The sequence below is a fragment of the Nonomuraea sp. NPDC049419 genome, assembly GCF_040676995.1.
In the GTDB taxonomy this organism is placed as follows: Bacteria; Actinomycetota; Actinomycetes; order Streptosporangiales; family Streptosporangiaceae; genus Nonomuraea; species Nonomuraea salmonea.
Window position 1 is genome coordinate 209367 of the sequence record NZ_JBFAQB010000010.1, and the last position, 26379, is coordinate 235745.

Annotated in this window: 21 protein-coding genes; 5 read left to right on the forward strand and 16 right to left on the reverse strand. The window is 71.5% G+C overall.

Translation table 11 applies throughout. The features are described from left to right. The 4 genes from AB0K12_RS27990 to AB0K12_RS28005 all read right to left on the reverse strand — a co-directional run bounded on the left by AB0K12_RS27990 (position 1) and on the right by AB0K12_RS28005 (position 4051). Positions 1-1056 (reverse strand): ketoacyl-ACP synthase III family protein, encoded by a 1056-nt coding sequence (locus AB0K12_RS27990; protein WP_364567304.1) that lies wholly within the window; start codon positions 1054-1056, stop codon positions 1-3. Positions 1057-1068: 12 nt separating this feature from the next. Then, positions 1069-1344, reverse strand: coding sequence for a phosphopantetheine-binding protein (locus AB0K12_RS27995; RefSeq protein ID WP_364567307.1), 276 nt, complete (start codon positions 1342-1344; stop codon positions 1069-1071). Next, complete coding sequence (locus AB0K12_RS28000) at positions 1341-2393, reverse strand: ketoacyl-ACP synthase III family protein (RefSeq protein ID WP_364567310.1); 1053 nt, start codon at positions 2391-2393, stop codon at positions 1341-1343. The genes AB0K12_RS27995 and AB0K12_RS28000 overlap by 4 nt, the downstream gene beginning before the upstream one ends. Positions 2394-2728: 335 nt before the next feature. After that, the gene (locus AB0K12_RS28005) at positions 2729-4051 is read right to left on the reverse strand and encodes a cellulose binding domain-containing protein (RefSeq protein ID WP_364567312.1); all 1323 of its coding nucleotides are present in this window, start codon (positions 4049-4051) and stop codon (positions 2729-2731) included. A 388-nt stretch (positions 4052-4439) separates the two neighbouring features. On the opposite strand from AB0K12_RS28005, the gene AB0K12_RS28010 reads away from it, so the two are divergent. Beyond that, positions 4440-4625, forward strand: coding sequence for a hypothetical protein (locus AB0K12_RS28010; protein WP_345385161.1), 186 nt, complete (start codon positions 4440-4442; stop codon positions 4623-4625). Between the two features lie 67 nt (positions 4626-4692). Here AB0K12_RS28010 and AB0K12_RS28015 read toward each other — a convergent pair whose 3' ends face one another. The 11 genes from AB0K12_RS28015 to AB0K12_RS28065 form a co-directional block, all read right to left on the reverse strand. Continuing rightward, positions 4693-5640: a U32 family peptidase gene (locus AB0K12_RS28015; RefSeq protein ID WP_364567315.1), complete on the reverse strand. Its 948-nt coding sequence runs from the start codon at positions 5638-5640 to the stop codon at positions 4693-4695. After that, positions 5637-5852: a hypothetical protein gene (locus AB0K12_RS28020; RefSeq protein ID WP_364567318.1), complete on the reverse strand. Its 216-nt coding sequence runs from the start codon at positions 5850-5852 to the stop codon at positions 5637-5639. Before AB0K12_RS28020 ends, AB0K12_RS28015 begins: the two co-directional genes overlap by 4 nt. Continuing rightward, positions 5849-6625, reverse strand: coding sequence for an FCD domain-containing protein (locus AB0K12_RS28025; RefSeq protein ID WP_364567321.1), 777 nt, complete (start codon positions 6623-6625; stop codon positions 5849-5851). The genes AB0K12_RS28020 and AB0K12_RS28025 overlap by 4 nt, the downstream gene beginning before the upstream one ends. A gap of 277 nt (positions 6626-6902) precedes the next feature. Next, positions 6903-7538, reverse strand: coding sequence for a hypothetical protein (locus AB0K12_RS28030; protein ID WP_364567324.1), 636 nt, complete (start codon positions 7536-7538; stop codon positions 6903-6905). 102 nt (positions 7539-7640) lie between these two features. Next, complete coding sequence (locus AB0K12_RS28035) at positions 7641-8624, reverse strand: hypothetical protein (protein WP_364567327.1); 984 nt, start codon at positions 8622-8624, stop codon at positions 7641-7643. Further along, positions 8602-9177, reverse strand: coding sequence for a sigma-70 family RNA polymerase sigma factor (locus AB0K12_RS28040; protein ID WP_364567330.1), 576 nt, complete (start codon positions 9175-9177; stop codon positions 8602-8604). The genes AB0K12_RS28035 and AB0K12_RS28040 overlap by 23 nt, the downstream gene beginning before the upstream one ends. Further along, positions 9174-9401 (reverse strand): hypothetical protein, encoded by a 228-nt coding sequence (locus tag AB0K12_RS28045; protein WP_364567333.1) that lies wholly within the window; start codon positions 9399-9401, stop codon positions 9174-9176. Before AB0K12_RS28045 ends, AB0K12_RS28040 begins: the two co-directional genes overlap by 4 nt. Positions 9402-9575: 174 nt before the next feature. Then, positions 9576-9923, reverse strand: a complete 348-nt coding sequence (locus AB0K12_RS28050; protein ID WP_364567335.1) for a hypothetical protein — start codon at positions 9921-9923, stop codon at positions 9576-9578. A gap of 4 nt (positions 9924-9927) precedes the next feature. Beyond that, positions 9928-10254, reverse strand: coding sequence for a hypothetical protein (locus tag AB0K12_RS28055; protein WP_364567338.1), 327 nt, complete (start codon positions 10252-10254; stop codon positions 9928-9930). A gap of 155 nt (positions 10255-10409) precedes the next feature. Further along, positions 10410-13007 (reverse strand): rifamycin-inactivating phosphotransferase, encoded by a 2598-nt coding sequence (gene rph / locus AB0K12_RS28060; RefSeq protein ID WP_364567340.1) that lies wholly within the window; start codon positions 13005-13007, stop codon positions 10410-10412. Between the two features lie 127 nt (positions 13008-13134). Next, complete coding sequence (locus tag AB0K12_RS28065; protein WP_364567343.1) at positions 13135-16155, reverse strand: BTAD domain-containing putative transcriptional regulator; 3021 nt, start codon at positions 16153-16155, stop codon at positions 13135-13137. 158 nt (positions 16156-16313) lie between these two features. Here AB0K12_RS28065 and AB0K12_RS28070 point away from each other — a divergent pair, with 158 nt between their 5' ends. Together AB0K12_RS28070 and AB0K12_RS28075 are read left to right on the forward strand one after the other, a co-directional pair. After that, complete coding sequence (locus tag AB0K12_RS28070) at positions 16314-17063, forward strand: antibiotic biosynthesis monooxygenase (protein ID WP_364567346.1); 750 nt, start codon at positions 16314-16316, stop codon at positions 17061-17063. Positions 17064-17082: 19 nt separating this feature from the next. Next, positions 17083-18240, forward strand: coding sequence for a low temperature requirement protein A (locus AB0K12_RS28075; RefSeq protein WP_364567349.1), 1158 nt, complete (start codon positions 17083-17085; stop codon positions 18238-18240). Between the two features lie 159 nt (positions 18241-18399). Here the strand turns inward: AB0K12_RS28075 and AB0K12_RS28080 are convergent, their stop codons facing one another. After that, the gene (locus AB0K12_RS28080; RefSeq protein ID WP_364567352.1) at positions 18400-24699 is read right to left on the reverse strand and encodes an RHS repeat-associated core domain-containing protein; all 6300 of its coding nucleotides are present in this window, start codon (positions 24697-24699) and stop codon (positions 18400-18402) included. 504 nt (positions 24700-25203) lie between these two features. Here AB0K12_RS28080 and AB0K12_RS28085 point away from each other — a divergent pair. Next, entirely contained in the window at positions 25204-25683 is a 480-nt protein-coding gene (locus tag AB0K12_RS28085; RefSeq protein WP_355426817.1) for a matrixin family metalloprotease, read from the forward strand. 13 nt (positions 25684-25696) lie between these two features. After that, positions 25697-26281: a hypothetical protein gene (locus AB0K12_RS28090; protein ID WP_364567355.1), complete on the forward strand. Its 585-nt coding sequence runs from the start codon at positions 25697-25699 to the stop codon at positions 26279-26281. The last annotated feature ends 98 nt before the right edge of the window (positions 26282-26379 follow it).

Below are 26379 nucleotides of genomic sequence, written 5' to 3' on the forward strand. Positions count from 1 at the left end.
TCAGAGCCATTGAGGGGTGTCGATGATCTCGATGACGGCGCCGGAGACGGTCACGCCGGGCCCGGTGCCCAGCATGAGCAGGTGGTCGCCGGGACCGAGCCGGCCGGTGAGGAGCAGGTGGTCGAGGGACAGGACCTGGTCGGCGGCGCCGCAGTGGCCGATGGTGCGGCCGTAGTCCCAGGTGGAGCGGGACATGGGCAGGTCGAGCAGGGCCATGCAGCGCTGCTCGACGATCTCCCGCGAGTAGTTCATGAACGCGACCCTGGTGAGGTCGGCGGCCTGGATGCCGCTCTCGGCGAGCAGTTGCTCGACGACCTCTTCGAGGGCCCGCTGGATGGAGAACAGCGCGGCGGTGGCCTCGCCGGTGGGCATGACCTGGCGGCGGAACTGGTCGTTGCGGGCGGCGAAGCTCATCTTCCTGCCGACGGTGACGCCCGGCGGGAAGAGGGGTTCGCTGCCCCGGTGCAGCTCCTCGGCCTCGGTCACGGTCGTCGTGCAGACGGACGCCAGGCGGGCGAAGCCGGGCTCCTTGGTCAGGACGAGCGCGGCGGCGGCGTCACCGCCGACGTAGCCGGGGCCCATGCGCCAGCGGTCCATGAGCGGGGTGCCGTAGTTGTCGGCGGCCACCAGCAGGGCAGCGGGCAGGGCGGCGGGCAGGGCGGGGTCGGCGTGCAGGTGGCCGGCCGCGAGCTGGAGGGCGATGAACATGCCGTTGCAGCCCTGCCGGATCTCGGTGGCCAGGGCGTCGCCGCCGACGAGGTGGCGTTGCAGGTAGGAGTGCGGTGGCCAGCCGTCGGGGCCCTGGTGCCAGGTGGAGGCGTACAGGAGGAGGCCGAGGTCGCCGGGCGCGCGGCCGCTGCGCTTGAGCGCGCTGCGCGCCGCGTGCAGGGCCATCTCGGGCGCCGGCGTGTCGCCGGCCACGGCCGCGCCGCCGAGCTGGTGCAGGTCGGCCTCCTCGGCCGGGTACCAGCCCTTGGCGACGGCCTTCTCGACGCTGACGACGGTGCGCGGGAGGTAGGTTCCCACGCCGCCGATGTAGATGTCCGCGTACCGCATGCCTGCTCCCCGCTAGACGGATTCGAGTTCGGCGACCATCGCGGCGATGGTGGCGACGTCGCGGAAGTTCTCGGGGTCAAGCTTGGCGGCGGGGACGGGGACGCCGAGGTCCTTGCGGAGATGGTTGAGCAGCCGCGCGGTGCGCAGGGAGTCGAGCAGGCCGGAGGCGAGCAGCGGGGTGGTGGCGTCGATGGTGAGGTCGTCGCCGTCCTGGACGAGGTTGTCCTGGATGAAGGCGATCAGCTTCTCGGTGAGATTTCCGGTGAGGTTCTCGGTGAGCTCGGTCATGCGCGGGATCCCTTCGTGACGGGGCGGGGGGAAAGGACGCGGAAGGCCGCCGCGGCGACGGAGGTGCCGGAGCCGAACCCGACCATGAGCAGGTGGTCGCCGGCCTTGAGCCCGCCGGTCGCGAGCAGGTGCTCGAAGGCGATGAACTGGTCGACCGCGCCGCAGTGGCCGACGCGCCGCCCGTAGTCCCAGGTCGTCTGGTCCTCCTCGATGCCCAGCCAGGACATCTGCCCGTCGAGGTCCTCGCGCCTGCCGTGCGGGAAGGCCACCCGCGTGATGTCGCCGAGCTCGATGCCGGCCTCGTCGAGGGTCTGCTCGACCTGCTGCATCATCGTCTTCTGGATGGTCAGGTGGATGCCGGTGCCCTGTTTTTCGAGCAGCTTCCGGCGGAACTCCTCGTGCCGGTCGGAGAAGCTGAGCCCGCGCCCGACGGTGGCGTCCGGGGGGAACAGCGGGTAGGCGCCGTCGTTGACCGCGTCGGCCTCGGGGATCACGGCGACGTTGACCGACAGGAGCTCGGCCATGCCGTACTCCTTGCCGAGGATCATCGCGGCGGCGGCGTCGCCGATGAGCGCGCCGGGGGTCATCCGCCAGCGGTCCACGAGCGGGGTGCCGTGGTTGTCGGCGGAGACGACCATCGCCGTCTCGCGCGCGTCGTCGGCGCGCAGGTAGCTCGCCGCAAGCTCCAGCGAGCTGATCATGCCGACGCAGCCGCTCCTGATCTCGAAGGCGGGCACGTGGCCGCCGAGCAGGTGCTGCTGCAGGTAGTGCTGGGGCTGCCAGCCGTTCGGGCCCTGGTGCCAGACCGACGGGTAGAGCAGCAGGTCGAGGTCGCGGGGCGCGGACTCGTCCCAGCGGTCGTAGGCGTCGAGGACGGCGAGCCGCGCCATCTCGGGCGCCGGCATGTCTCCTGCCACGGCCGCGCCGAGCTGCCGGTGGCGCTCCGCCTCCTCCGCCGGGTACCAGCCCTCGCGGACCGCGTGCTCGACGCTCACGCTCTCCGGTACGTGGACGCCGAGGCTTCTGACGAACATATTCGAGGTACGCACACGTCCCCTTTACTCATCGACGATCCCGGACGACGGCCTTCGGGCACGGGAAGGCGGCCGCTGCTGAATGGCGCGGGGTCCGGGGATATCAAGAGCCCGCCCGATGGTGAGAAACCGTGAAATGGGCCGGCGGGCCGTTTTCACGGCAAGGATAGGGGCGGCCCGCCGGGCGAGGCAATGGCGGTGTCCAGCATTTGGTCGGCGACATATCGTGACCAGCGAAGGACGGAACGTATTGCATTACCGGCGCTTTTCCACGGCGTTTCGCCGAATGCAATTCGGAATGCGTGCGGCGCCGGGCCCGCGCCTTTCCGCGCGGGTCCGGCGCGGAGGTCTCAGCCGAGCACTCTGGTGCAGGTCACGCCGTTCATCTTGAACTGGGCGGGCGGGTTGTTCGAGCCGGTGGCGGTGGCCGAGAAGCCGAAGCTCTGGCTGGAGCCGGGGCCGATGTAGGTGTTGTGTCCCGCGTCGCGGGCGGTCACCTGGGCGCCGGCCTGGGTGACGGTGGCGTTCCATGCGCTGGTGATCGCCTGGTTTCCCGGCCAGGCCCAGGTGACGGTCCAGCCGGTGACGGGGGTGGTGCCGGTGTTCCTGATGGTCACGCTGCCGTTGAAGGCGCCGTTCCACGCGCCGGTCGCGTACATGACCTCGCAGGAGGTGCCCAGTTGCAGGCCGCCGCGCAGGAACGTGGTGAAGTTGCCCCAGGTGGCGTTGAGCGTGCCGACGCGGACGGTCTCGCCGCAGTCGGCGGTGGTGCGGACGGTCTCGGCGCCGTACTGGGCGGGGTCCATGATCTGGTCCATCATGTGGTCGGCGGCCGGCACCGAGACGAACGTGGCACGCCCGCACTGCGCCTTGACGCGGTTGAAGAGCAGCTCGCTCTGACCGTGCGGCACCAGGAAGTCGGCCTGGCCGTGCAGGAACAGCAGCGGCGGGTCGTTGGCGTCGACGTACGTCATGGGGTTGGCCTGCGCGACCGTCCCTGGGCAGGTCTGGATCGCGCAGCCGACCAGCAGCGACTCGGGAGAGGCCGGCGAGTTGTGGTCGAGGCCGCCACCCGGCAGGTTCTGGGCGTTCATCTGCAGGAAGTCGGTGGGGCTGTAGAAGGCGAGCCCGGTCTGCACGGCGCTGGAGACGCCGGTGACGCCGATGTTGCCTTCGAGCGCGGCGACGCCGCCGGAGAAGACCGCCATCTCGGTCAGCCAGCCGCCGGACGAGTCGCCCGCGATCGCGAAGCGGTTGGGGTCGATCTGGTACGTGGCGGCGTTGGCGCGCAGCCACCGGATGGCCGCCTTGATGTCGTGCACCTGGGCGGGGAAGATCGCCTGAGTGCTGCTGCGGACGCTGACGCCGGCCACGGCGAAGCCGAGCGGGTTGAAGATGGCGGCGATCGCGTCGGCGCCCGCCTTGCCGTCGTCGCTGCTCCAGGCCGAGCCGGTGTGCCAGATGAGCAGCGGCCTCGGCGCGGTGCCGGTGTCGGGGAGGTAGAGGTCGAGCAGGTGCCCTCGGCTGCCGGCGGGCTGCGCGGGTGCGTACGCGATATCGGTGACGACCTGCGCTGCGTGCGCCGGCCGGGGTAAGGCTGCTGAGAGACCGACGGCTGCCAGCAGGGCCATCGCCATGCAGACGATCGTGGCCGTGCGGGGTCGAGCGTGCATGGTGCGGCTCCGGATGATCGGCTCACTCGATATGGGCGGCGCCGACCATATGACACCGGAGCGAGAATGGTCAAAGTTTTCCCGCCCGCCCCCCAATGCAACGATAAACCTGCATAAATCGTACTTAAGCACCAAGATCAGCACGGGAGTGTACAGGCGGTCGGATACCCGCCCCCGAGGCGTTCGACGGCTGTTTTCCTACATCCCGAAACAGTGACGCTGACATTACCAGCGGTGATCACGCCGGAAAAGGCCTGGGAAAGGCTGCTGTTGAATCACGCCTGACAATTCTCACGGCGCTGGGTAAGTGATATTGTCCGGCGTCATGATCCCCCCGGTCCCAGGAGGACGAATGCGTAAGGCCCGCGCAGTTGTCAGCACCACCATCATGGCGCTCGCACTGTCGCTGACGATCGGCGCCACCCCGGCACAGGCCACCACCCAGCTCGTCGGCGTCTTCAAGAACCAGTCAGACTGCGAGCGGGTCGGCCGCCAGGGCGTCGCCCAGGGCTGGTGGCACGCCTACAAGTGCGAGTGGGAGAGCCGCTACCGCTACTACTTCCTCTACACCTGACGCACGCGACCGCCCCGGCCCGTGAGGACGGACCGGGGCGGCAGGGGTGGCAGAGGCGGCAGGCCGTTCAGGGCAGGGGGATGCGCAGCCGCGCGCCCTCGTCTCCCGGCGCGGTGCCGTGCGCGCCGGGCCGGTGGCGGGCCAGCAGGTCGAGGCCGAGGCGGGCGCGGCGCACCCGTTCGCGGGAGAGCGCCACGGTGGTGGACAGCAGGTGGGTGCCCGCCGGGTAGACGTCGGGTGCGTTGCGCAGGCCGAACTTGACGTGCACCGGCGCGGCGACCTCGACGAGGGTGGGCAGCTCGTAGTGGCGGACGAAGCCGCCGACGTTGTCGGGCGCCTCCACGTACACGTCGAGCGGGATCGCCACGGCTGCGCGGATCGCGGCGATCTGCGCGAGCGTCAGGTCGGTCGGCAGGTTGAGGCTGTCGGCGCCGAGGTCCTCCAGCACGCGCGCGGACTCGGGGTTGGCCGCGGGCAGCATGACCGAGACCTTGGCCTGCATGTCGGGCGGCAGGTGCCCGGCGGCCCTGAGCCTGCCGAAGATCGACAGCACGCCGAGGTCGGCGATGAGCACGCTGCGGAAGCCGTGCTCGGCGGCCCGCAGGATCTCGTCGAGCACCGCCGCGACCTGGTCCTGGCCGCGTGCGGCCGGCGCGAGGATGGAGCCGGCGGGGCTGCGGGCCATCGCGGAGGCGTCCCAGCCCGCGCAGGGCCGGGCGAAGAGACTGACCTCGACGCCCGCTGAGGCGGCCAGCGCGGCCATCTCCCCCAGCTCGGCATCGGTGAGCAGGCCGACGCCGGTGCCCTGGGAGACGCGGGTGACCGGCACGTCGAGCGTGCGCGCGGCCTCCAGCACGGCCGCCAGGCACTCGGGGCCCTCGACGCTGGGGATCTCCACGCGGTATTGCGCGCCGTCGGGGAACCGGCGTGACGAGGCGGGCAGGTCGTGCCGGTCGCCGTCCGGCAGCCCGAGCGCGGCCAGCAGCTCGGCGGGGCGCGGCAGGTTCGCGGTCATGACCGCACCGCCTCGACGTCGGCGCCGTCGCGGCGTTCCCAGCCGTCGCGTACGGGGGTGAAGTGCGCGTTCGTACGGGGATGCGCGGCGCGCGCCTCTTTGTGGAGAGCGACGCCGGGGCCGCGTAGCCCGTCGTCGCTGATGAGCTCGACGAACGTCGGCTCCCGCCACGGGGTGCCGACGAGGATGGTCTCGACTGCGGTGATCTTCACTGTGTCTCCATGGGATGAGCAGGGGGCTGCTCGGGGCGGGGTCGGCCCTGGCCGTCGGCGGTGGGCAGGGCGAGGAAGGCGCGCAGGTCCATGCGGGTCTGGACGAGGTGCTCGCGCATGGCCTCGGCGGCGGCGCGGGCGTCGCGCTCGCGTACGGCGGCCAGGATGCGGGCGTGCTCGTCCATGATGTCGTCCATCGAGCGCCCCCTGGCGAGGTGACCGCGCAGGCTGCGCACCCGGCTCTCGTGCATGGGCTCGTCCATCGCCTCGATGAGGAAACCGATCATCCGGTTGCCGCTCGCGGCGGCGAGCACGGCGTGGAAGCGCACGTCGGCCTGGTTGAACGACTCCGCGTCGGTGGCCTGCCGCATGGTGTCGTAGGCCAGCTCGAGCGAGGACAGCGCGGTGCGGGTGGCCTGCTGGGCGGCGAGCGTGGCGGCGTGCACCTCCAGCGCCAGGCGTACCTCGACGAGTTCGAGCAGGTTGCGCGGGTCGCGGCGCAGGGAGGCGGCGAAGAAGCCGCTCAGCGGGGCCGCGTTGGGGTGGGCGACGGCGGGACGCCGGCCGCGGCGCACTTCGAGCAGGCCGCGGGCCTCCAGCGTGCGTACGCCCTCGCGTACGGTGAGCCGGCTGACGCCCATCGCGGTGGCCAGCTCGCCCTCCGACGGGAGGAACTGACCCGGCTGCAGGTCGCCGTCGAAGATCAGCTCCTCCAGGTGCCGCACCACGCCCGCGGTGCGCGACTCGCCGTTCGGCTCAGTGTCATCGGCCATCGTTCCCCTGCCGAGTCCGGCATGTCGGGCTCCGGTCCGTCCGGTTCCCTGCCACTGCTCGACCTTCTCACGACCAGGGCTTACACACCTATCTGATAAGTCCACACCAAGCAGCCGGCACCACGAGCCGACAGAGCACCAGTTTCACTGGGATATCGCACGTCACAGCCGCGCCGGGAGCGGCGAGATGCGCCAAAGCTCTTGCACGGTTATCTATGAGTGCCAAGGTAGCCGGAACCAAGGGCCCGTCCGCTATGCGCGTCTGGACGCACGCCGTCTAGGACGCGTCCCGCCGGCTGAGCGACAGGCCGTGCTCGTCGGCGAACGCCCGGCGGCACAGGCCGTTGCAGAAGCCGTACCGGACGCCCTCGTGCACCAGGGTGAGCGCCGGGTCGTCGAGCGTCACGGCCATGCCGCAGACCGGATCGATCGCCTCCGTCTTCTCGGCGCCCTTGTCCCGGTACGGGCGGGAGACCAGCTCCATGAGGTCCATGCTGCTCATCTCCCTGCCGAAGATGCCGATGCCGCCCTCGGTGACGCCCTCCAGCAGGACGACCGCGTGCGGCTCGCGCTCGAGGCGTCCCGGGTCGCGGCCGGCGGCCCGTTCGGTCTCGGCCAGCACTCCGGTGACGATGCGCGGGATGGGCTCGCACATGTCCTTGCGCCACGACGCGGGGACGGTGACGCGGACGAGGTAGCGCGGCGGGTCGGCGGGGGCCCGCCGGTCGCCGAGCACCCAGGTGGCGGGCTCGTGCACCAGGACCTGGGTGATCGTGCGCTGGGCGTCGATCACCTCCTTGGCGTGGCTGCCGTCGTCCTCGACCATGAGCGTGTCGATGAGGCGGCGGCCCAGCTCCTGCTGCTCCTGCTCGCTCAGGGTTCCTTTGGGTACGTACACGTCGATCAGCAACATCTCGCGTCCTTCTTCTCGGCCAGTCCCTTCCACCATGCCCCCTAGGGGTATCGAGGGCCATCCTTCTCAAGGATGAGCCGCCCGTACCGCGCGGGGAGTAGCTCAATGGCCGGCGAGGTCCCGCACGGTGGCGGCCCCGGAACGGATCACCAAGACCCCGTCGCCGCCACCGATCACGTCGGAGCGGGCCCGGAGATGCTCGACGTCCACGTCGTCCGGCCACCACGTCCCCGCCTCCGACCACCGCACCCCCTCCAGCTCGACGTCCGACAGCCGCACCGCGCGCAGGTCGGAGGTCGTGAAGTCGTCGAGGAACTGGCACACCGTCTCCTGGCTCAGCGCGACCTCGCGGCCCAGCCGGTCCCTGATGGCGACGAGCACCCAGGTGAGCGCGTGCGCGAGGAGCGTACGGGTGCCCTCGTGCAGGCCGCCGAGATCGCGGGTGAGGCAGCGGACGAGCTGGCCCGCGAGGTCGCCGTCGAGGTCGCGTTCGAGTGCGTGGGCGAGGTCGAGTACCAGGCCGAGCTCCCTGGCGTGGTCGAGGGCGTGGGCGAGGTGGGCGGCGGTGATCCCGGCGCCGGCGCACCGGGCGATCGCCTGGGCCAGGTCGTCGGCGCGCTCGCGGTCCGCGTGCAGGTGGCGGACGAGCTGGTGCGCGAGCACGCAGGCCCGCCTGCGATCGGCCTGCGGGCGGTCGACGTGGCAGGTCAGCTTGCGGGCCAGGTGGAGGTCGAGGCCCAGAGCGTGGTGATGGTCGAGCGCGCGGGTGAGCAGACGATGCGCGGTGCGGACCGGCGGGTGCTGCCGCAGGGCCAGCCGCTCCTCGGCGTCGATGGACGGGAAGGCGTGCTCGCGACGGGGCCTCGGCACCTCCTCCCTGCCCCCGCCGCCCGCGAGCAGGATCGCGCCGAGTCCCGCCTCGACGTCGAGCACCTCGGCCAGGCCGTCGAGCTGGGCGGCGTGACGCGAGTGCAGCAGCACCTCACGCAGCCCGGCCTCGATGTCCAGCAGGCCGTGCAGCTCGTCGATCAGCGCGTTGGGCCACAGGTCGAGCCGTCCTGCGTCATTCTGACCCCGGGCGAGCATCACGATCCTCCTCCGCGCGTGCGAGGTGGGCGATGGTGGCGCGGCGGGCCTTCTTGAGGCTGGCGCTCACCGCGTTGGGCGAGATGCCGAGCTCTTCGGCGATCTCGGCGGGCGTGTAGCCGCTGAGCGTCCAGGCCATGACCTGGCGCTGGCGGGGCGGCAGGGTGCGCAGCGCCTGCACGATGTCCTGCCTGGCCTCCCACGCCGCGGCCTCCTCGGGGCGGGGCAGGAGCGCCGTCGGCTCGGGCACCGGGTCCAGCGCCTCCTCGCGCGTCTCCGTACAGTGCCGGACCAGGGCCCGTGAGGCGACGGTCCGCACCCACGCGGGCGGGTTGTCGATCTCCGGCCAGTGCTGGTACGCCTTCGTCATCGTGTCCTGGGCGATGTCACCGGCCACGCAGATCCTGGCGCCCTGGTTGATGAGGAAAGCGACCAGGCTGTGAATGGCGCTGCGATAGAACGAGGAGAATTCGAGGTCGGTGGCGCGGAGGGTCTCCGCCCTGGTTTCCTGGCGCGACGGGCTCAGCCCCTCCTGGGCGTCGGGGTCGCTCATGGGGCCGTATCTGCTCTCGTGGAAAATGTCAGATTTATCGTGACGTGGTGCGATTTTCCGTGCTTTTCTACGAGTTGTAGCCGCCCCTCGCCCCCGGCGACCTCGGCGAGCCGTACGAGGTGACGGCCCTGGACCCGGGCATGCCGCAGCTGCCACCGCAGCCGCAGCCATAACGCCAGCAGCGCACCCGCCTGAGCGGTGACGACCGAGATGATGGTGACCACGGCGGTGAGCGTATCCATATGCGAGCCCTTCTGGGACGGTTATCCGGTCTATGTATAAGAGCTCGGAAGCACCGTCGGAATGAACTCGCCAACGGAAATTATTGGCCGCCAGACCACCCGCGAAATACCCAGATATCCCCGCAAATTACCCGGCGTCGCCCGAGCAACCGCAGGTCATTTGACGGCGGCCAGATTGACGATCACATACTTGTCGCCACGCCTGAACACGACGAGATCGTCACCCGGAGCCGCGCCGTACCGGGTGCTGGTGTCCACCCCTTTGACGACGACCGCGGTCCTGGTCGTGACGTCGTGGACCAGCACGCGACCGGGCGGATAGGCCACGGCGGAACCCGGGCCGGGCGCTCGGCGGGTCTCCCCCGTCTCGACGTTCTTGACCGACTGGTACGGCGTCCGCCTCGGGTCAAAGGGACCGGGCGAGCCCGCCCAGGGCCAGCTCAGAAGGTGCCGGCCCCGAGTGCCCTCGACCCGCTTCACCGCTGCCCCGGCGGCGACGAACACCCCGTCATCCCCCGCCGACCAGGCAAGCCCCTTCGGCGTGACGGCAAGCCCGGTGACCAGCCCGGCCCGTGAGGGCGGCGGCAGGCAGCGGGACGTCGGCGAGCTTCGCCGTCTTGCCGCTGCGAAGGTGGCGGACGTACAGGCTCTTCCCGGCGGTCAGCAGCAGCCTGGTGGCATCCAGCATGAGCCGCGGCCGCGCCTGCCCACCACCGGGCAGGCGCCGCGGCACCTCATGCACGACCTTCTCAAGGGGCTCGGTGGCCCGGGCGTGAGCAGCGGCCCCTGGGCACAGGCCCATGGCCACGGCGACCGCCACGCCCGAAGCCGTCACACGGCGAACCCCGCGAGCCAGATCATCAGCCATCTCGGGTCCTCAATGTAGGGGCGCAGGGGACGGTTGATGCTACGGCGAACGGTTCGAGTGGATCAATCACCACCGTGGGCGGGCCGGCGCCCGCCCGATGCCCCCGAGCCGAGGTGGAAGCGTCAGTCGAGGAGTTCGATGTAGCCGTCGGTGCCGTGGACGCGGATGCGCTGGCCGTCGCGGATCAGGTGGGTGGCGCGGTTGACCGCGACGACGGCGGGCAGGCCGTACTCGCGGGCGATGACCGCCCCGTGTGTCATGAGGCCGCCGACCTCCGTCACCAGTCCGGCGGCGGCCACGAACAGCGGGGTCCAGCTGGGGTCGGTGTAGGCGGTGACGAGGATGTCGCCCTTTTCGAGCCTGGCCTGCGCCATGTCGGTGACGACGCGGGCCCGGCCTTCGACGGTGCCGGCTGAGACGGGCATGCCGGGCAGTGCGCCGGGCGGGAGGTCGGCGCGGCGGTACTGGCCGGTGAGCGCCTCGCCGTCGGAGGTGATGACGCGGGGCGGGGTGAGCGTCTGGTGGGTGCGGAACGCCTCGCGCCGCTCGCGGATGAGCGCGGCGTCCGCCTTGCCGGTGCGGACGGCGTCCCGCAGCTCGTCGAAGCGCAGGAAGTACAGGTCGGACGGCTCGTGCAGCACGCCGGCCGCGACGAGCCTGCCGGCCTCGCCGAGCAGCGCCTGCTTGTAGACGAAGTAGCGGCTGATCATGCCGAACTTGGGGTATTCGCGGTAGCCGGTGAAGGTGCGGACGCGGTCGATCATCCGCTTGGTCTCCTCGGCCTTGTGCTCGCCGTCCGGCAGGGCCCGCAGGCGGGTCAGGACGTCCTGCTCCTTGCGGCGCGCCTCCGCCAGGCCGCGCTCGAAGTGCTGCTTTCCCGCTCCGGGCGGGAAGTTGGCGACGTTGCCGAGGAGGGTGGGCAGCAGCTCGGCGGGGTTCTCGCTCCAGCGGGTCCTGGTGATGTCGATCTCGCCGGCGCAACGCATGCCGTACGTGTCGAGGTAGGCGATGATGGCGTCGCGGGCCTCGGGGCCGCCGGGCAGGCCGGCCAGCTCGTCGAGGAAGGCGACCCCCTCCGGGCGCTCGTCGGCGACGCGGCCGAGGAACGCGACGACCTCGGCGTGCGGGCGTACGACGTCGGCGACGTCGAGCAGGGCGAGGCCCATCTCGGCGGTGACGTTGTGCGGGACGGACTGGGAGAGCACGTTGGCCGCGTTCTTCTCGCCGAGCCACTCTTCGAGGTGCTCGTTGAGCCAGACTGCGGCGTTCATGCCGGCCATGATGACCCGGGTGCCGCGCGGGTCGAACAGCAGCCGCCGCAGCTCGCCGAAGTCGTCATGGATGAAGTCGAGCAGCTCGGGCCCGGTCAGTCCGGCGATCGCGCGCCGCAGGGCGGCCACCGAGTCGGCGTTGGTCCTGATCAGCTCGGCGACGATCTCCGGGTCGGTCTCGATCTCGCCGGGCGGGGCGAGGCTGGACGGCAGGTCGGTCTCGGCGTCCTCCCGCAGCGGTACGAAGCCACGGTCGAGCACGGTCTGGACGGCGTCCAGGAACAGCGGGTCCGCCGTGCGCATGGCCTCCAGGAACGCGGCCCGTCCTCCAGGAGTGGCCACGATGGGGGCCGCGTCGGCGAACAGCCGCCCGCCCGCCTCCTGCATCGGCCGCGGCGTGGTGAGCTGCCACACCGACAGGCCGAGCGGGCGCATGGCGTCGGTCATCATCTGCTGGTGGCCGACGGAGAGGTAGAGGTGAGGGCCCTGGTCGCCGGCGTCGGGGATGGGGAAGAGGGTGGTGATGGCCCGGCTCTGCACGATGTGGAAGCCGTCGCCGGTCAGGCACCACTCGATGTCCTGGGGGCGGCCGAAGTGCTTCTCGATGCGCCGGCCGAGGCGTACGAGCTCGACCGCCTGCTCGTCGGTGAGCGCAGGCGCGGTCTGGCGCTCGGGCTCGACCGGTACGTCCCGCGTGCCGCCGTCCCGCGCCGCCAGCACGGCGTGGGCCTTGGTGGCGACCTGTACGGTCAGCACGCGGTCGTCGCGGACGGTGTAGGCGTCGGCGGGGACCTGGCCGGAGACGAGGGCGTCGGCGAGCCCCCACACGGCCTCCACCGTGGCGACCTTCCTGTTGGAGGTGACGGGGTCGGCGGTGAACAGCACGCCGGCCGCCTCAGGGGCCACCATGCGCTGCACGACCACGGCCATCTGCACCTTGCGGTGGTCGAAGCCGTTGCGGGCGCGGTAGGTCACCGCGCGCTCGGTGAACAGCGAGGCCCAGCAGCGCCGTACGTGCCGCAGGACCTCCTGGGGGCCCGTGACGTTGAGGTAGGAGTCCTGCTGGCCGGCGAAGGACGCGGTCGGCAGGTCCTCGGCGGTGGCGCTGGAGCGCACCGCGCAGGGGGTGTGCTCGCCGAGCCGGGCGAGCGCGGCGGCGATCTCGGCGGCGAGGTCCTCGGGGATCGTGACGTCCTCGACGGCCCGGCGCACGGCGGCGCTCAGCTCGGCGATGGCCGCGCGGTCGTCGGGGTCGGCGGCGGCCAGCAGGTCGAGGTGCGGTTCGATGGCGGCGGCCACGACCCTCCGATAGGCGTCGGTGGTGACGCAGAAGCCGTCCGGCACGCGTACGCCGTCGACGCGGGAGAGCTCGGCCAGGTGGGCTCCCTTCCCGCCGGTGTGGGCGGTGTGGGTCGCGTCGGCCTGGTCGAAAGCCAGCACAAAAGGCACGTCCGTTGCTCCAGAGTGTCGTCGGGGCGATGGGCAACGGGCAGTATGAACCATTTCCCGGTTTCTCATGAGGCGCGCTCATCTGCTATACAGTGAAACTGGCCGGAGGTTTCCCGGCACTTCCCCATCACTGCTGCTGAGCGCCGTACGACTCCAGCAGAGCGGCCACCTCGTCGGCCTCCGGCGCACCCGTCGCGCGTAAAATCTGCAGCGCCGCCCGCCACGCGTCCACGGCGGCGGCCAGGTCCCCGGTGTCGCGGTGCACGTCGCCCAGCGCGCGCAGCGCCAGCCCTTGCCGGCGCGGCGCGGGGATCGCCTGGCAGATGCCGATGACCTCGCGCAGCGTGGCGGCGGCCTCGTTCGTACGGCCCTGCCTTCGCCACAGCTGCGCCGTGGTGAACAGCACGCGGGCCTGGCCCACGTGGTCGTCGGTGTCGCGGTAGATCGCGAGGCTGCGCAGCAGCAGCCGCTCGGCGCCCGCCACGTCGTCCCGTGCCAGCCTGGCCTCGGCCAGGCCCAGCGCCGCGTACGCGATGCCGCTCGGGAAACCGAGCGCGTCCAGACCGTCGAGCGCCTGGCGGAAGCTGCCCTCGGCGGCGGCCAGATCGCCGCGGGCCAGCTCGATCTCCCCCAGCACGATCCTGGTGAACTCGCGCGAGCGCACGTCGCCGGTGTCGTCGGCCAGCCCGATCGCCCGCCGGATGAACGGCTCGGCCAGCTCCAGCCGGTTCTGGTTGAAGTGGATGCGGCCGATGCCGCGCACGACGGTGATCTCCGTGCTGCGGTCGCCGGCCTGCGCGAGACCGTCGGCCGCCGCCTCGTAGTGGGCCAGCGCGTCGGCGTTGCGGCCCTGGAGGCGGGCCAGCTCGGCCAGGGTGACCAGGGCCAGCGCGTGCCCGTACCGGTCGTCGGCCTTCTCGAACAGGGCCAGGGCCTCCTCCAGGGCGGCCGCGCAGCCGGTCAGGTCGTCCTGGGCGAAGAGCAGGCGGGCCAGGCCGTGCAGCATGGCGGCCTGGCCGCGGACGTCGTCCGACAGGCGGGCGGCGTGCAGGGCGGTCTCGTGGGTGGCGAGCCACTCGTCGCGCAGGCCGCGGGTCTCGAACAGGCTCATGGCGCTGGTGGCCCAGTCCCAGCACAGCTCGCCGAAGCCGAGGGCGGCGCACTGGCGGACGCCGGCGACGACGTTGGCCCGCTCGGCCTCGATCCAGGCGAGCGGGTCGCGTACGAGGTGTCCGGGGGTGTCCGGCCGCCAGACGATGCCGCCGCCGTGCACGACCCGGTAGTCGCCGCCGCACAGCCGGACGTGCGCGTGGCGGGTCAGGGCCAGCCAGCCGCTGAACACGCGGCGCAGCGCCGCCGCCCGCTCGTGCTCGTCCTCCTCCGCCTCGGCGCGTTCGCGCGCGTACGCCCTGGTCAGGTCGTGGAAGCGGAACCGGACGGCCCCGTCGGCGCCCTGGCCGGCCACTTCGAGCAGCCGCACGTCGGCGAGCTGCTCGATCAGCTGCTCGGCGGCGTCCTCGGAGACGTCGAGCAGCGCGGCCCCGGCCCAGACGGGGAAGTCGGGCGCCTCCAGCAGGCCGAGCCGGCAGAACATGCGCTGCGCCTGCGGCGGCAGGCCCTGGTAGCCGACGCCGATGCTGGCCCTGACCTCGTCGGAGCCGTGGGCGAGCTGGCTGAGCCGGCCGCGGACGTCGCTCATGCGCGAGACCAGGTGACCGAGGCTCCAGTAGGGCCGGGCGGCGAGCTTGGCGCCCGCGATGCGCACGGCCAGGGGCAGCCCGCCGCACAGGCGTACGAGGTCGCGGGCCTCGTCGGGCGCCTCCGCTGTCTTGTCGGCGCCGATGATGTTGCCGAGCAGCTCGACCGCGTCCGCGACGGGCAGCACGCCGAGATCGACGCGCTGCGCGGCGGGCAGCGTGGCCAGCCGGTGCCTGCTGGTGATCAGGACGGCGCAGCCGCGCGTGCCCGGCATCAGCGGGCGCAGCTGGGCCTCGCCGGCCGCGTTGTCGAGCACCACGAGGTGGCGCGAGTCGGCGATCCGCTCGCGGTAGAGCTCGGCGCGCTGGTCGAGGTCGGCGGGCAGCGCCGAGCTGTCCATGCCGAGCGCGCGCAGGAACCTGGCCAGCGCCTCGGCGGGGTCGAGCGGGTGCCGCTCGCAGCCGCGCAGGTCGATGTAGAGCTGGCCGTCGGGGAACTCGCCCCGCAGCCGGTGCGCGACGTGCACGGCCAGCGTGGTCTTGCCCACGCCTCCCGGCCCCGAGATGGCGCTGACCGGCAGCGCGGAGGAGTCGTCGCGCGCCGACAGCAGGGCGGCCGTCACCGCGGCCGCCTCGGCGTGCCGGCCGACGAAGTCGGCGTGGCCTGGCGGGAGCTGGCAGACCGGCCTGCGCTGCTCGGGGCCGGCCGCCGGCAGGGCGTCGTCCAGAATGACGGCGTGCAGCCGACGCAGCTCCTCGCCCGGCTCGATGCCCAGCTCGCCGACCAGCCGCTCGCGCGCCTGCCGGTACGCCTCCAGCGCCCGGTGCCGCTGCCCGGCCCGCGCGTAGCCGAGCATGAGCAGCCGCCAGGCGCGCTCGCTCAGCGGCTGCTCGGCGAGGAACGGCCGCAGCTCGCCGATCACCTCGGTGTGCAGGCCGGTGCCGAGCATCGCCTCCGCCCGGTCGAGCCGCGTCTCGTCGAGCCGCTCGTCCAGCTCCGCCACCCGCGACAGCGCCCAGTCGTGCAGTTGCACGCCCTCGGCCGGCCGGCCCCGCCACACCTCGAGCGCCCGCTCGAACCGGCGCACCGCGGCGGCCAGGTCGCCCTGCTCCGCCTCGGCCCGCGCCCGCCGCGTCTCCTGCTCGAAGACGAGCAGGTCGAGCTCCTCGGGAGCGACCTCCAGCAGATATCCGGGACCCACCGTGGACAGGCTGATGTCGGTGCCGAACGTCTTGCGGATGCGCGCGACGTGCGTCTGCAGGTTGGGCACCGCGGAGGCGGGCGGCGTCTCCCACAGCGCGTCGATCAGCCGCCTGCGCGAGACCGGCACGTTGGCGTTGAGGAGCAGCGCGGTCAGCAGCGCGCACTCCTTGCCCTTGAGCGCGACGTCCCGCCCGTCCGCCCGGCACGCGTGGACGGGACCGAGGATGCCGAACGTCGCTCCCGCCATGACCTCCCCTGGATCGAACTCCGGGTCACCAGTAAGCGGGCAAACGGTCACGCCCGTCAAGGTGATCTCGCCGCGGACGTAATCAAGGAGACAAAACCCTCTTTGTCTCTTACGATGCCTGAGCATTTAGATTACTTGATTACACAGCGGAGGACCTTGTGATCGTCGAGTACATCCGTTACCGCGTCCCTCCGGAAGCGGCCAGGGAGTTCGAGGCGGCCTACCGCCGTGCCGTCGTCCCGCTCGGCGAGGCGCCCCAGTGCCTCGGCTACGAGCTGTCGCGCTGCGTGGACGAGCCCGCCTGCTACGTCCTGCGCATCGAGTGGACCTCGGCCGAGGACCACCTGAACGGCTTCAGGAACAGCGACCACTTCGCCGCGTTCTTCGCCGAGATCAAGCCGTACGTCTCCGCGATCGAGGAGATGCGGCACTACGAGCAGCTCATCACCAAGACCGAGCCGACGCTCTACGAGTGGGCGGGCGGCGCGGCGGCGTTCGAGCGGCTCACCGAGGTCTTCTACGGCCACGTGCTCGCCGACGACCTGATCGGGCCCCTGTTCGCGGGCATGAGCCCCGACCATCCCCGGCACGTGGCGATCTGGCTGTCGGAGGTCTTCGGCGGTCCCGACCGCTACACCCGCGAGCTGGGCGGCTACCCCCGCATGCTGGCCCACCACCTCAACCGGCGCCTGAGCGAGGAGCAGCGCCGGCGGTGGGTGTCGCTGCTCATGGACGCCGCCGAGGAGGTCGGGCTGCCCGGCGACCCGGAGTTCCGTGCCGCCTTCGCCGGCTACATCGAGTGGGGCACCCGCATCGCGGTCCAGAACTCGCAGCCCGGCGCGACCCCGCCGGCCGAGGCGCCGGTGCCCCGCTGGGGATGGGGCGTCGCCCCGCCGTACCAGCCCTGACATACATCGAAAGGCCCCCATGCGACTGCCCAGCTGGTTCGCCGAGCGGCCCGCCGCCGCTCCCGAGCCCGACTTACGCGTCTCCACCCTGGAGCTCTTCTTCGACCTGGTCTTCGTCTTCACCATCACGCAGCTCACCGCGCTGCTGGTGGCCGGCATGGAGACGCCGCCGCCCGGGCATCCGGCCGTGGGCATCGGGGAGAGCGCGCTGCAGGTGCTGCTCGTCTTCGGCGTGATGTGGTGGATGTACGCGGGGTACGTCTGGCTGCTCAACTCCGTGCCACCGGTACGGCCGGCCCGCCGGATCCTGGTCCTGCTCGGCATGGCCGGCTTCCTCATCATGGCGCTGGCCATCCCGAGCACGTTCGCCGGCGGCGGGGTCGCTTTCGCCGTCGGCTACCTGCTGCTGATCCTGGTGCACAGCGCCCTGTACGCGCAGGCCACCCGGGCGATCGTGCGGGTGGTGCCGTTCAACCTGGCCGCGACCGCGCTCATCGGCGTCGCCGGGTTCCTCGAGACGCCCTACTCCTACCTGCCGTGGATCGCCGCGCTCGTCCTGCTGTGGGGCAGCCCGTACTTCATCGGCCAGCAGGGCTTCGCGCTGCGCGCCGCGCACGTGGTCGAGCGGCACGGACTGCTGGTCATCGTGGTGCTCGGCGAGTCGATGCTGGCGCTCGGCATCGGCGCCAAGGACCTGCCGGTCAACCTGGGTCTCGGCGTCGCGGGAGTGCTCGCCCTGTGCCTGGCGGCGTGCCTGTGGTGGGCGTACTTCGCCGGCGAGGACGAGCGGGCCGCCGAGCACACGCTGGCCACGACCGAGCCGGTACGGCGGACCAGGATGATCCTCGGCGCCTACTTCTACGGGCACATCCCGATGCTGCTCGGCGTGGTGGCGGTGTCGGGCGGCATCAAGAAGGTCATCGGGCACCCCGTCGATCCGCTCAAGCCGTCGGCGGCGATCGTCCTGGCCATGGGCGTCACCCTCTACCTGGCGGGCGACTTCTGGTTCCGGCGGATGCTCCGGCTGCCCTGGGCGCGCGTCAAGGGCGTGGTCGCGGTCGCCGCGCCGGCCGCCGCCCTGGCCGGCCTGTGGGCGGGGCTGGCGGAGCTGGCGCTCCTGGTCGTGCTGCTCGTGGCGATGCTGCTCGCCCTGCACCACCGCGCCCCGGCCGGCTGAGGAGCCCGAACCAGGGAAACGCCCGGCCGGGCCTGCGGCCGGAACCGGACGGCGGGAAGCCCCCGCCTCGAACGGGCGTCGGGGGCGGAACCGGGACGCGGGAAGCCCCCGCCCCGAACGGGTGTCCGGCCGGAGCGGGGGCTCTGTCGTGTCCTTTCTCTAGGAGGGCGTCGCCGGCGGCCGGAAGACCTGCCACAGGCGATAAACCACCGTCCACCACTTCGAGCCCGGGCGCGGGGTGTCCGACTGGTACGCCTTCGACGCAGGGCTCCAGCCGGTGCCCTGGTCGGCGATGCCGTCGGCCTCCCTGGGCGTCGCCCTGGTGTGCGAACCGGTGGGCCGCACCCGGCCGAGCTGCTCGTCGATCGAGCGCTTCTGCGCCTCGCTCAGCCCGCGCGGCTGGGACGAGCTCGTCGGCGACCGCTGGGCCTTGGGCGGCGACTGCCGCTGCACGGCCTTGCGGCTGGTGGGCCGGGTGGCGGGACGGTGCCGGACCGTGGCCTTGGGCTTGCTGGCCCGCCGGGTGACCGCCCTGCGTGCGGCGGCCGCGCGCCGCCGGGCCGCCGCGGCCCGCCGTGCCGCTGCCGCCGCCCGTCGCCGGGCCGCCGCCGCGGCCGCCCGCTGCCTGGCCAGCGCCGCCTTCTTCCTTGCTATGGCCGCCGCCCGCTTCTTGGCGGCCTCAGCGGCCCTCTTCCTGGCCTCGGCCGCCGCCCGTTTCCTGGCGGCTTCCGCGGCCCGCCGCTTGGCCGCCTCCAGGGCACGCTTCCTGGCCAGGGCCGCGGCCCTGCGCCGGGCCGCGGCGAGCGCCGCCCGCCTGGCCGCCGCCGCTGCCGCCCGCCGCGCCGCGGCCTGCGCCAGCTTCCTGGCGATGGCCCGCGCCGCGATCCGCGCCGCGATGCCGACCACGAACCAGACGAGCTGGCCGTCGGGGTCGCTCATCGAGACGGGGCTGTTGTTGGCGTAGGCGTAGGCGTTGAGCTGCTGCGGCTCTCCCTCGTCGATGATCGGGTCCACCGAGAGGAAGCGGCCGTTGGCCGGGTCGTACTCGCGGGCTCCGAGGTGCACGAGCCCGGTCGTGGCGTCCTTGGTGCCGCCGACGAAGCCGCGCTGTCCCGGCCACCACGGCGGTGGTGACCCGCGATCCTCACCGAACGGGGTCTGCCGGCGGATCGCCACGTCCCCGGTGCCGGCGTTCACCATGGCCTGCGCGGTGCCCTGGTGGTCGTTGGCCATGAAGTAGACCTGGTTGTCCGGCGTGCGGACCGCGATGGCCTCGCCGCCGATGGTGTAGTACCTGGTCTGCTCGACGGTGTTCTTGGCGTAGTCGAGCCGCAGCTCCATGTCGTCGATGAAGAGGGTGGCGTCGGTGGCCGTCTTGCGCAGCAGCCGGTCGCCGTCGGCGTCGTAGATGAACGATGTCGTCCTGCCGCCCTCGGTCACCGACTCCAGGTTGCCTTCGGCGTCCCAGACCAGGCTCTGGTCGGCGGTGCCGACCTTGCGCCTGGTGGTGTTGCCGGCGGCGTCGTAGGTGAACAGGTCGGCGCCGGCGCTCTGCAGCGCGTGCGGCTGCTTGCCGCCGGCCGCCGGGTAGGTGTAGGTGCGCACCTGCTCGGCCGCGCCGCCCCAGGCGTGCTTGGTCTCCTTCGTCCTGTTGCCGGTGACGTCGTAGGCGTAGCTGACCGCGTACGGGGCCACGCCGCCGATCCTGCCCGACTGCGGGGCGCCGCTCGCGCAGTCGTCGGTGGCCGTCCACGCCGAGGTGAGGCGGCGCAGATGGTCGTGGGTGAAGCACTGCGTGTCCTGGGCGGCCCGGTCGGCGATCTTGGAGATGTTGCCGGCCGCGTCGTAGGTGTAGGACAGGTCGAGGTCGCTGGCGGGCGCGCCGGCCCGGTCCAGCCGCATGCTCGTGAGCCTGCGGGTGGCCTCGTCGTGGGTGTAGGTCAGCCAGGTCTTCTTGCTGCCCTCGCCCAGCTCGTACTGCAGGGTCTCGCCGAGCTTGCTGTAGCGGGCCGCGCTCACGTACGCCGACAGGCCGCTGACCTTGACCGGCTGGCTGAGCCCGTCGTAGCTGTAGACGACCGACTCCTCGGCCAGGCCGCCGCCCGCCGGGAAGCTGATCGACTGGACCTGGTCGTCGGCCGTGTAGCGGGTGTTGAGCTGGTAGGAACCCGCGAGCTTGCCCTCCCGTGCCGGGATGGTCACGGTCTGGCGGAGCGTGCGGTAGTCGGCGTCGATCGCGTTGATCTCGGCGGTGTACGCCTGGCCGTCCACGTACCTGATGGCCGCGTGCATGTGGCCCTTGGCCAGCCCGTCGTACTTCCACTCGGCCAGCAGCGTGCCGGTGGCCGAGCCCTCGCGCAGCTGCGTCTTGCGGCCGAGCGCGTCGTAGCCGTACCAGAGGGTCCTGCCGCGGGCGTCGGTGGTGGTGACGACCTCGTCGGCGTCGTTGTACGTGGTGGTCGTGACGCCCTTGTCGGGGTCCTCCGTCCTGATCTCGCGGCCGCGCAGGTCGTAGTGGTGCCGCCAGACGTTGCCCGCCGGGTCGGTCACCGTCGCCAGCCGGCCGGCGCGGTCGTAGGTGTACTTGGTGGCCTCGTACTCGCCGGTCGGGGTCGAGCCCTTGTACTGGCGCAGCTCGACGAGCCGGTCGTGCGCGTCGCCGATCCTGGTGGTGGCGGTGTCGCCGGGCAGCGGCGTGATGTGCAGCCGGTCGCCCTCCTCCTTGACCGAGACGCGGTACTTCTCGGCTCCCTTGGACTTGAAGACCTCGGCGTTGACCTCGCCCGTGCCGTCGTACACCGAGACGACCTGGGTGGGGACGGCGGCGTCGGCCACCCCGAACAGGTCGGTGGACGGCGTGCCGGTGGCGAAGTAGCCGGTGTTGGCCTTGTACTCCTCGCCCTGGGAGTTGTAGAGGGTGTCGGTGATCGTGCGCCCGTTGCGCAGCGCCGGGTCCTGCGCCGTCTCGTCGACGGGCGCCGGCTCCTGGGTCTGGCGCTCGCGCATCAGGCCGTCGAACAGCTCGTGGCTGGTCGTGTAGGTGCCGTCGGCGTTGAGCGTCCTGGTGGTGACGACGCTGGGGCCGTCGTTGCGCACCAGGTAGGCGTACTCGGTGCTGGGCGACTGGCCCGCGGCCTTGCTGCGGTCCGGCTGCCAGACCTTGGTCAGCCGGCCGAGCGCGTCGTACTCCATGTCCACGCGCTTGCCCGCGGCGTCGATCTCGGCGGTCGGCTCGCCCCAGGCGGGTTCGAGCAGGGTGCGCTCGGTGTGGCCGAGCTGGTTGGTCTCGGTGGTCTCCGTCGGCAGGGCGCCGGAGGCCGGGCTGTAGGCGGTGACGGACTTGGTGCCGACCGGGTCGGTCTCGGTGAGCTCACGGCCGTAGGCGTCGTACGTCCGCGCGGTGCCGGTGATCGTCTGCCCGTCGGGCGAGACCAGCTCCTGCACCGCGGTGACGTCGCCCTTGGTCGGGGCCTGGCCGTGCGACTGGCCGTCGTACTGGATCTTCTCGTCGGACAGGATCTCCTCGGCGGCCAGCTTGGCCGTGCCGGTGCCGCAGGTCGTCGCGACCTTCTGCACCCGGCTCGGGAAGTCGAGCATCCAGCTCGAGTCGTTGCGGGCGTAGGTGTAGCGGATGCACTGGTCGTCGTCCGCGGTGGCCAGATCGCCCTTCTCCTCGACCTGCAGCAGCAGGCCCTTGGTGTCGTACGTGCGGTCCTCGCCGGTCCGCCGCCACTTGTCGCCCGCCAGCGCGGTGCGGGTGACCATGGACTCGGGCTGCACCACGTGCGCGGCCTTGGTGACGCCACCCTGCGTGGACTCGGCCGTCTTGGCCGACCAGGCGTCCTGGACGGTCGCGGTCAGCAGCGCGCCGCCGTCACCGTCGAAGAGGATCTCCTCCCGCTCGAACCCGGCGAGCTGGTCGAGGTCGTCCTTCTTGACGCCCTCGGAGTCCTCCACCTGGACGCTGCGCTTGGAGCCGTCGGCCAGCTTGTCGCCGTGCATGCCGCGGAAGTAGCGGAACTCCGTCAGCGTGCGCTTGCCGTCCTGCCCGTCGCCCTGGCGGACGCGGACCCGGCCGTAGCCGCGGTAGTCGGCCCACGTGCGGTGCGCGGGCTTGACCAGGATGTTGTCGGCGTAGTGCCAGGCGGCACCGCCGAGGTACTCGTAGTCGGTGACGACGCTCGGCGAGCCGGCCACCCGGTCCACCTCGACGGTCTGGGTCACCAGGTACTTGTGGAACCAGTCGGTGACCTCGGCCTCGTCCGGCGGGGCCCAGCGCTGCGGGAAGCAGCGCCTGGTGTTCTTGTCGGCCGTGGGCACGTCGCCCGGCTTGCAGTCGGCGGCCGAGTAGTTGATGCGCAGCTCGCCGCCGTACTCGTTGTTGATGGCCTGGACCCGCCACTTGACCAGCGGCGCCCTGCCCTCGTCCGAGTCGACCCTGTTGGGCAGCTGCACGCCGGTGAACGTCACCGGCGGCAACGTGATCGTGCCGCCCACGTGGCCGGTCTGCCGGATCGAGGCCAGCCACAGCGCCGGGCTCATGCCGTCGCCCGAGGCGGGGAACTGGTGCGTCAGCGCCCACGAGTCCACCGGGGTGAACTGGCCGGCGGCGTTGCGCACCTGCGTGGTGACCTTGGCCAGCCGCTTGCGGGTGAAGAACGTCGGCGCCAGGCGGTCGGTGCACTTCACCCCGCTGTCGCAGATCTGGTCGAACGGCACGTCCGGCCAGTGGCTCGCGGTCTCCTTCTTGAGCTGGTCGGGCGCGCAGGTCACCGAGCCGCTCGGCAGGCAGCGCTCGGCCACCTCGAACACCACGCGGGCGGCCGGCTGCTTGGTGAACAGCTCGGTGCCCAGGTAGCCGTAGTCGATGCGGGTGAGGTACGCGCCGCGCACGTACTGGGTGCCCTGCTCCGGCTTCATGTTGCGGCCGTAGTAGTTGGTCTCCCGCTCGTACCAGTACGTGGTGGCGTTGCCGTGCGTGTCCACCTCGTAGTCGAGGTTCCACCGGTAGCCCTGCTGGCACCAGGCGTTGGCCGGGGTGCCGCTGTTGCAGGGCTCGCCGCTGTTGTTGCCGAACACCGGCACGGTCTGCACCGACTTGGTCTCCGGCTTGCCGCTGGCCCAGCCGGGCAGCCGGTTCATGCCGAAGGTGTACTGGGTGCCGTCGGGCGTGGTGACCCGCCAGTACTCGCCGTTGTTGTCGCCGTTGGTGGCGCCGGTGAGCAGCTCGATCCTGGTGCCGTCGTCGCGCTTGGGCCGCCACTGCTTGGTGGTGGCGTCCTTGACCAGCTCGACCGACGAGTCGCCGAGCGACAGGATGGCGTTCTCCTGGTCCCAGCACAGGTCGCCGGTCTTCTTGCCGTCGAGCATGCAGGACTTGTAGCGGCGCTCGATGAAGCCGCCGGGGTTGAGCTCGAAGCCCTCACCGGCCCAGGACGTCTGGTTGTTGGTGGAGACCGTACGCCCGTCCACGCTCTGCGAGGAGTAGCCGAGCGAGATCTCCGGCTCCTCGCCGCCCAGCGAGGGCGGCAGCCGCAGGTCGTAGCTCCAGCTGAAGTCGCCCGACTGGGTGCCGACGCTCCAGTCGGAGGCCGCCGACAGGGAGGTCGCGGCGTGGTCGCCGGAGGGTCCCGACGGCGCCGCGGTCAGCGCGTACAGGGCGTTGGTCTCGACCTCCGCGGTGACCGTGCCGGCCGTCGCGTTGTTCTCGCTCTTGACGGGCTGCGGCGCGGCGCAGCCGTCGGCGCCGGTGAGCGCGCACTCCTCCAGCTTCACCATGCGCAGCCGGGAGCCGTAGTCGCCGCCGAAGGCGTGGCGGAAGCCGGAGTAGTCGACCTCCACGCGGGTCTTCTGCGCCGCCTTGGCCGTGACGCCCTGGCCTGGGGTGACGCGCATGGCCAGGCCGAGCAGGTCGGTGTCGAGCAGCTCGACGGTGATCGGGGCCGTGTCCGCCGCCTGCGCGGCCTTCGCGGACTTGTCGGTGCTGGGGGCCAGCCGCACGGGGAAGCCGCCCGCGGTGGTCCTAGCCGTGTCGCCGCTTGTGTCGCCGCTTGTGTCGCCGCTTGTGGTGCTGGCTGTGGTGCCGGTTGTGGTGCCGCCCAGCTCCGCCTTCTGCGGCTTGGGCCAGCTGACGGCCGGAGCCGCCTTCCACGCCTGCTTGGCGGCGGGGTCGGGCAGCGGGGCCTTGATCGGGACCTTGCCGCCGGTCACGGGCTGCTCCCGCTGGACGGCGGGCGCCGTGCGGGGCGCCGCCTCGGCGGGCACGGCGTAGGCCATGTCCACCAGCAGGACGACGGTGAGGAGGGGGGCCAGCCTGCGAGGCCAGCGCGAGGGGGGCTTGGCTTCCGCGGTCGCGAACCTGTTCCACGACGGGTCCGCGTTCTCCGGGGTGTCCGGTGGTCTCTGGCGCAGGCCGTTCCATCGGGAGGCGGGCAGGGATAACTCGTCCGGCAGATCCATGAGAGCTCTCCAGGGCTACGTGACGGCCGCCGGGCGAGTGTGCGGTGCCCGGCGGACCGTGCGGAGGTGCGAGACCCTCGCGGGTCTCGCCGGGTGTGAGGAGACGATCACGATGGTGATCGCATCGTCACCTGGGGCAAGCCGTAGGTCCAGAGTTTTGCTCCTTCTGCTCACAGATTTTTTCACCCACCCTGACTCCACTGAAAATTTTCACCGTCATGCCGTCGCCGCACCTCCCGCCGGGGACGGCTCCGGCGGGCCGGCCCCCGCGCCCCTCGGCTCGGCGAGCGGCGCGGGAGTTCACCTCTTGACACAAGATCACCCCACTTGCATACTCCGATCAACGCGCCTCGGTCAGTTTTTTTCCGCACATATTCACGGGCCCGTGGAAACCCTTTTCCGACGCATCACCGGAATTCAGGCGCGGCTCCTCCGACACCCAAGGGGTGACCATTCAACATGCCTTCGGGAGCGTTAGGTCGTATCACACGACGGGGCACCGCGGTGGCGGCCGCCCTCGTTCTGGCAATGGCCGCGAGCGCCACTCCGGCACTCGCGCACTGGAACGGCACCGGCCAGGACATCGCCAGCATCCACATTTATCCGTACAGCTACAACAGCACCTGGCAGACGCCGCTGAACAGGGCCTTGAGCAACTGGAACGCCACGTCGAGCCCGGCCAACTTCTACAAGAGCAGTAATTCGGGATCGACCCTGACGGTGAAGTCGTACAGCAACACGTGGTACGGCTACTACACACGCTGCGGCGGCATGTGCATGTACGTCAAGCTCAATTCGAGGACCATCAACAGAGACGCGTCCAATTGGGCGAACTTCGTCACCAGCGTCTTCGTCCACGAACTGGGGCACGCGCTGAACCTGGCGCACAACTCCACGACGTCCATCATGAACCATGGCCGCAACCGCAACACGATGACCAAGCCGCAGGCACATGATGTCTCCGACGTCAACGCCTATTACTAAAGGAGGCCGCCATATGCTCCGGCGTCTCGGCGCGCTCATCCTGACTGCGCTGTTCGTGTCCGCGTGCTCCATGCACGAGGAGGCCGTGCTCTACCGTGCCGACTACCCCCAGTACGAAAGCGCCGACGCGCTCTTCGACCGGGCGAACCTGGTGGTCGAGGCACGCATCGTCGGGGAGCCGCGCTACCTGCAGGAGGTGGCCGCACCCGACCCGACCACGACGGATCCGCGGCTCAACCCGGAGGCGGGCGCTCCCGCCAAGCTGAACGGCGACGAGCCCGAGGTCCCGGCGACCGTCATCACCGTCTACACCGCCCAGGTGCTGCAGGTCCACAAGGGTGAGGCCAAGGTGGGGCAGTCCATCGAGGTCAAGGAGCTCGGCGGCGTCGTCGACGGGGTGACGTACAAGGAGGAGAGCACGACCGCGCTGCAGCGTGACACCGGCTACGTGCTGTTCCTGGAGACCTACCCCGACTCCCCCGCCGCGCTGCTCAACCCCGTCCAGGCGAAGTATCCGCTGGACGCGTCGAAGAACCCGGCGCCGCTGCCGGAGAACACCATCAAGCTGACCCGCAGCGACCTGGAGAAGCTCTCCTGATCCACCGCTGCCGACGGGCCCGTCCTGAAGGACGGGCCCGTTTTCGTTGTGCCGGGACTTGCGCCGCCGCCGGTATTCAGCGTTACTATGTACCAGTA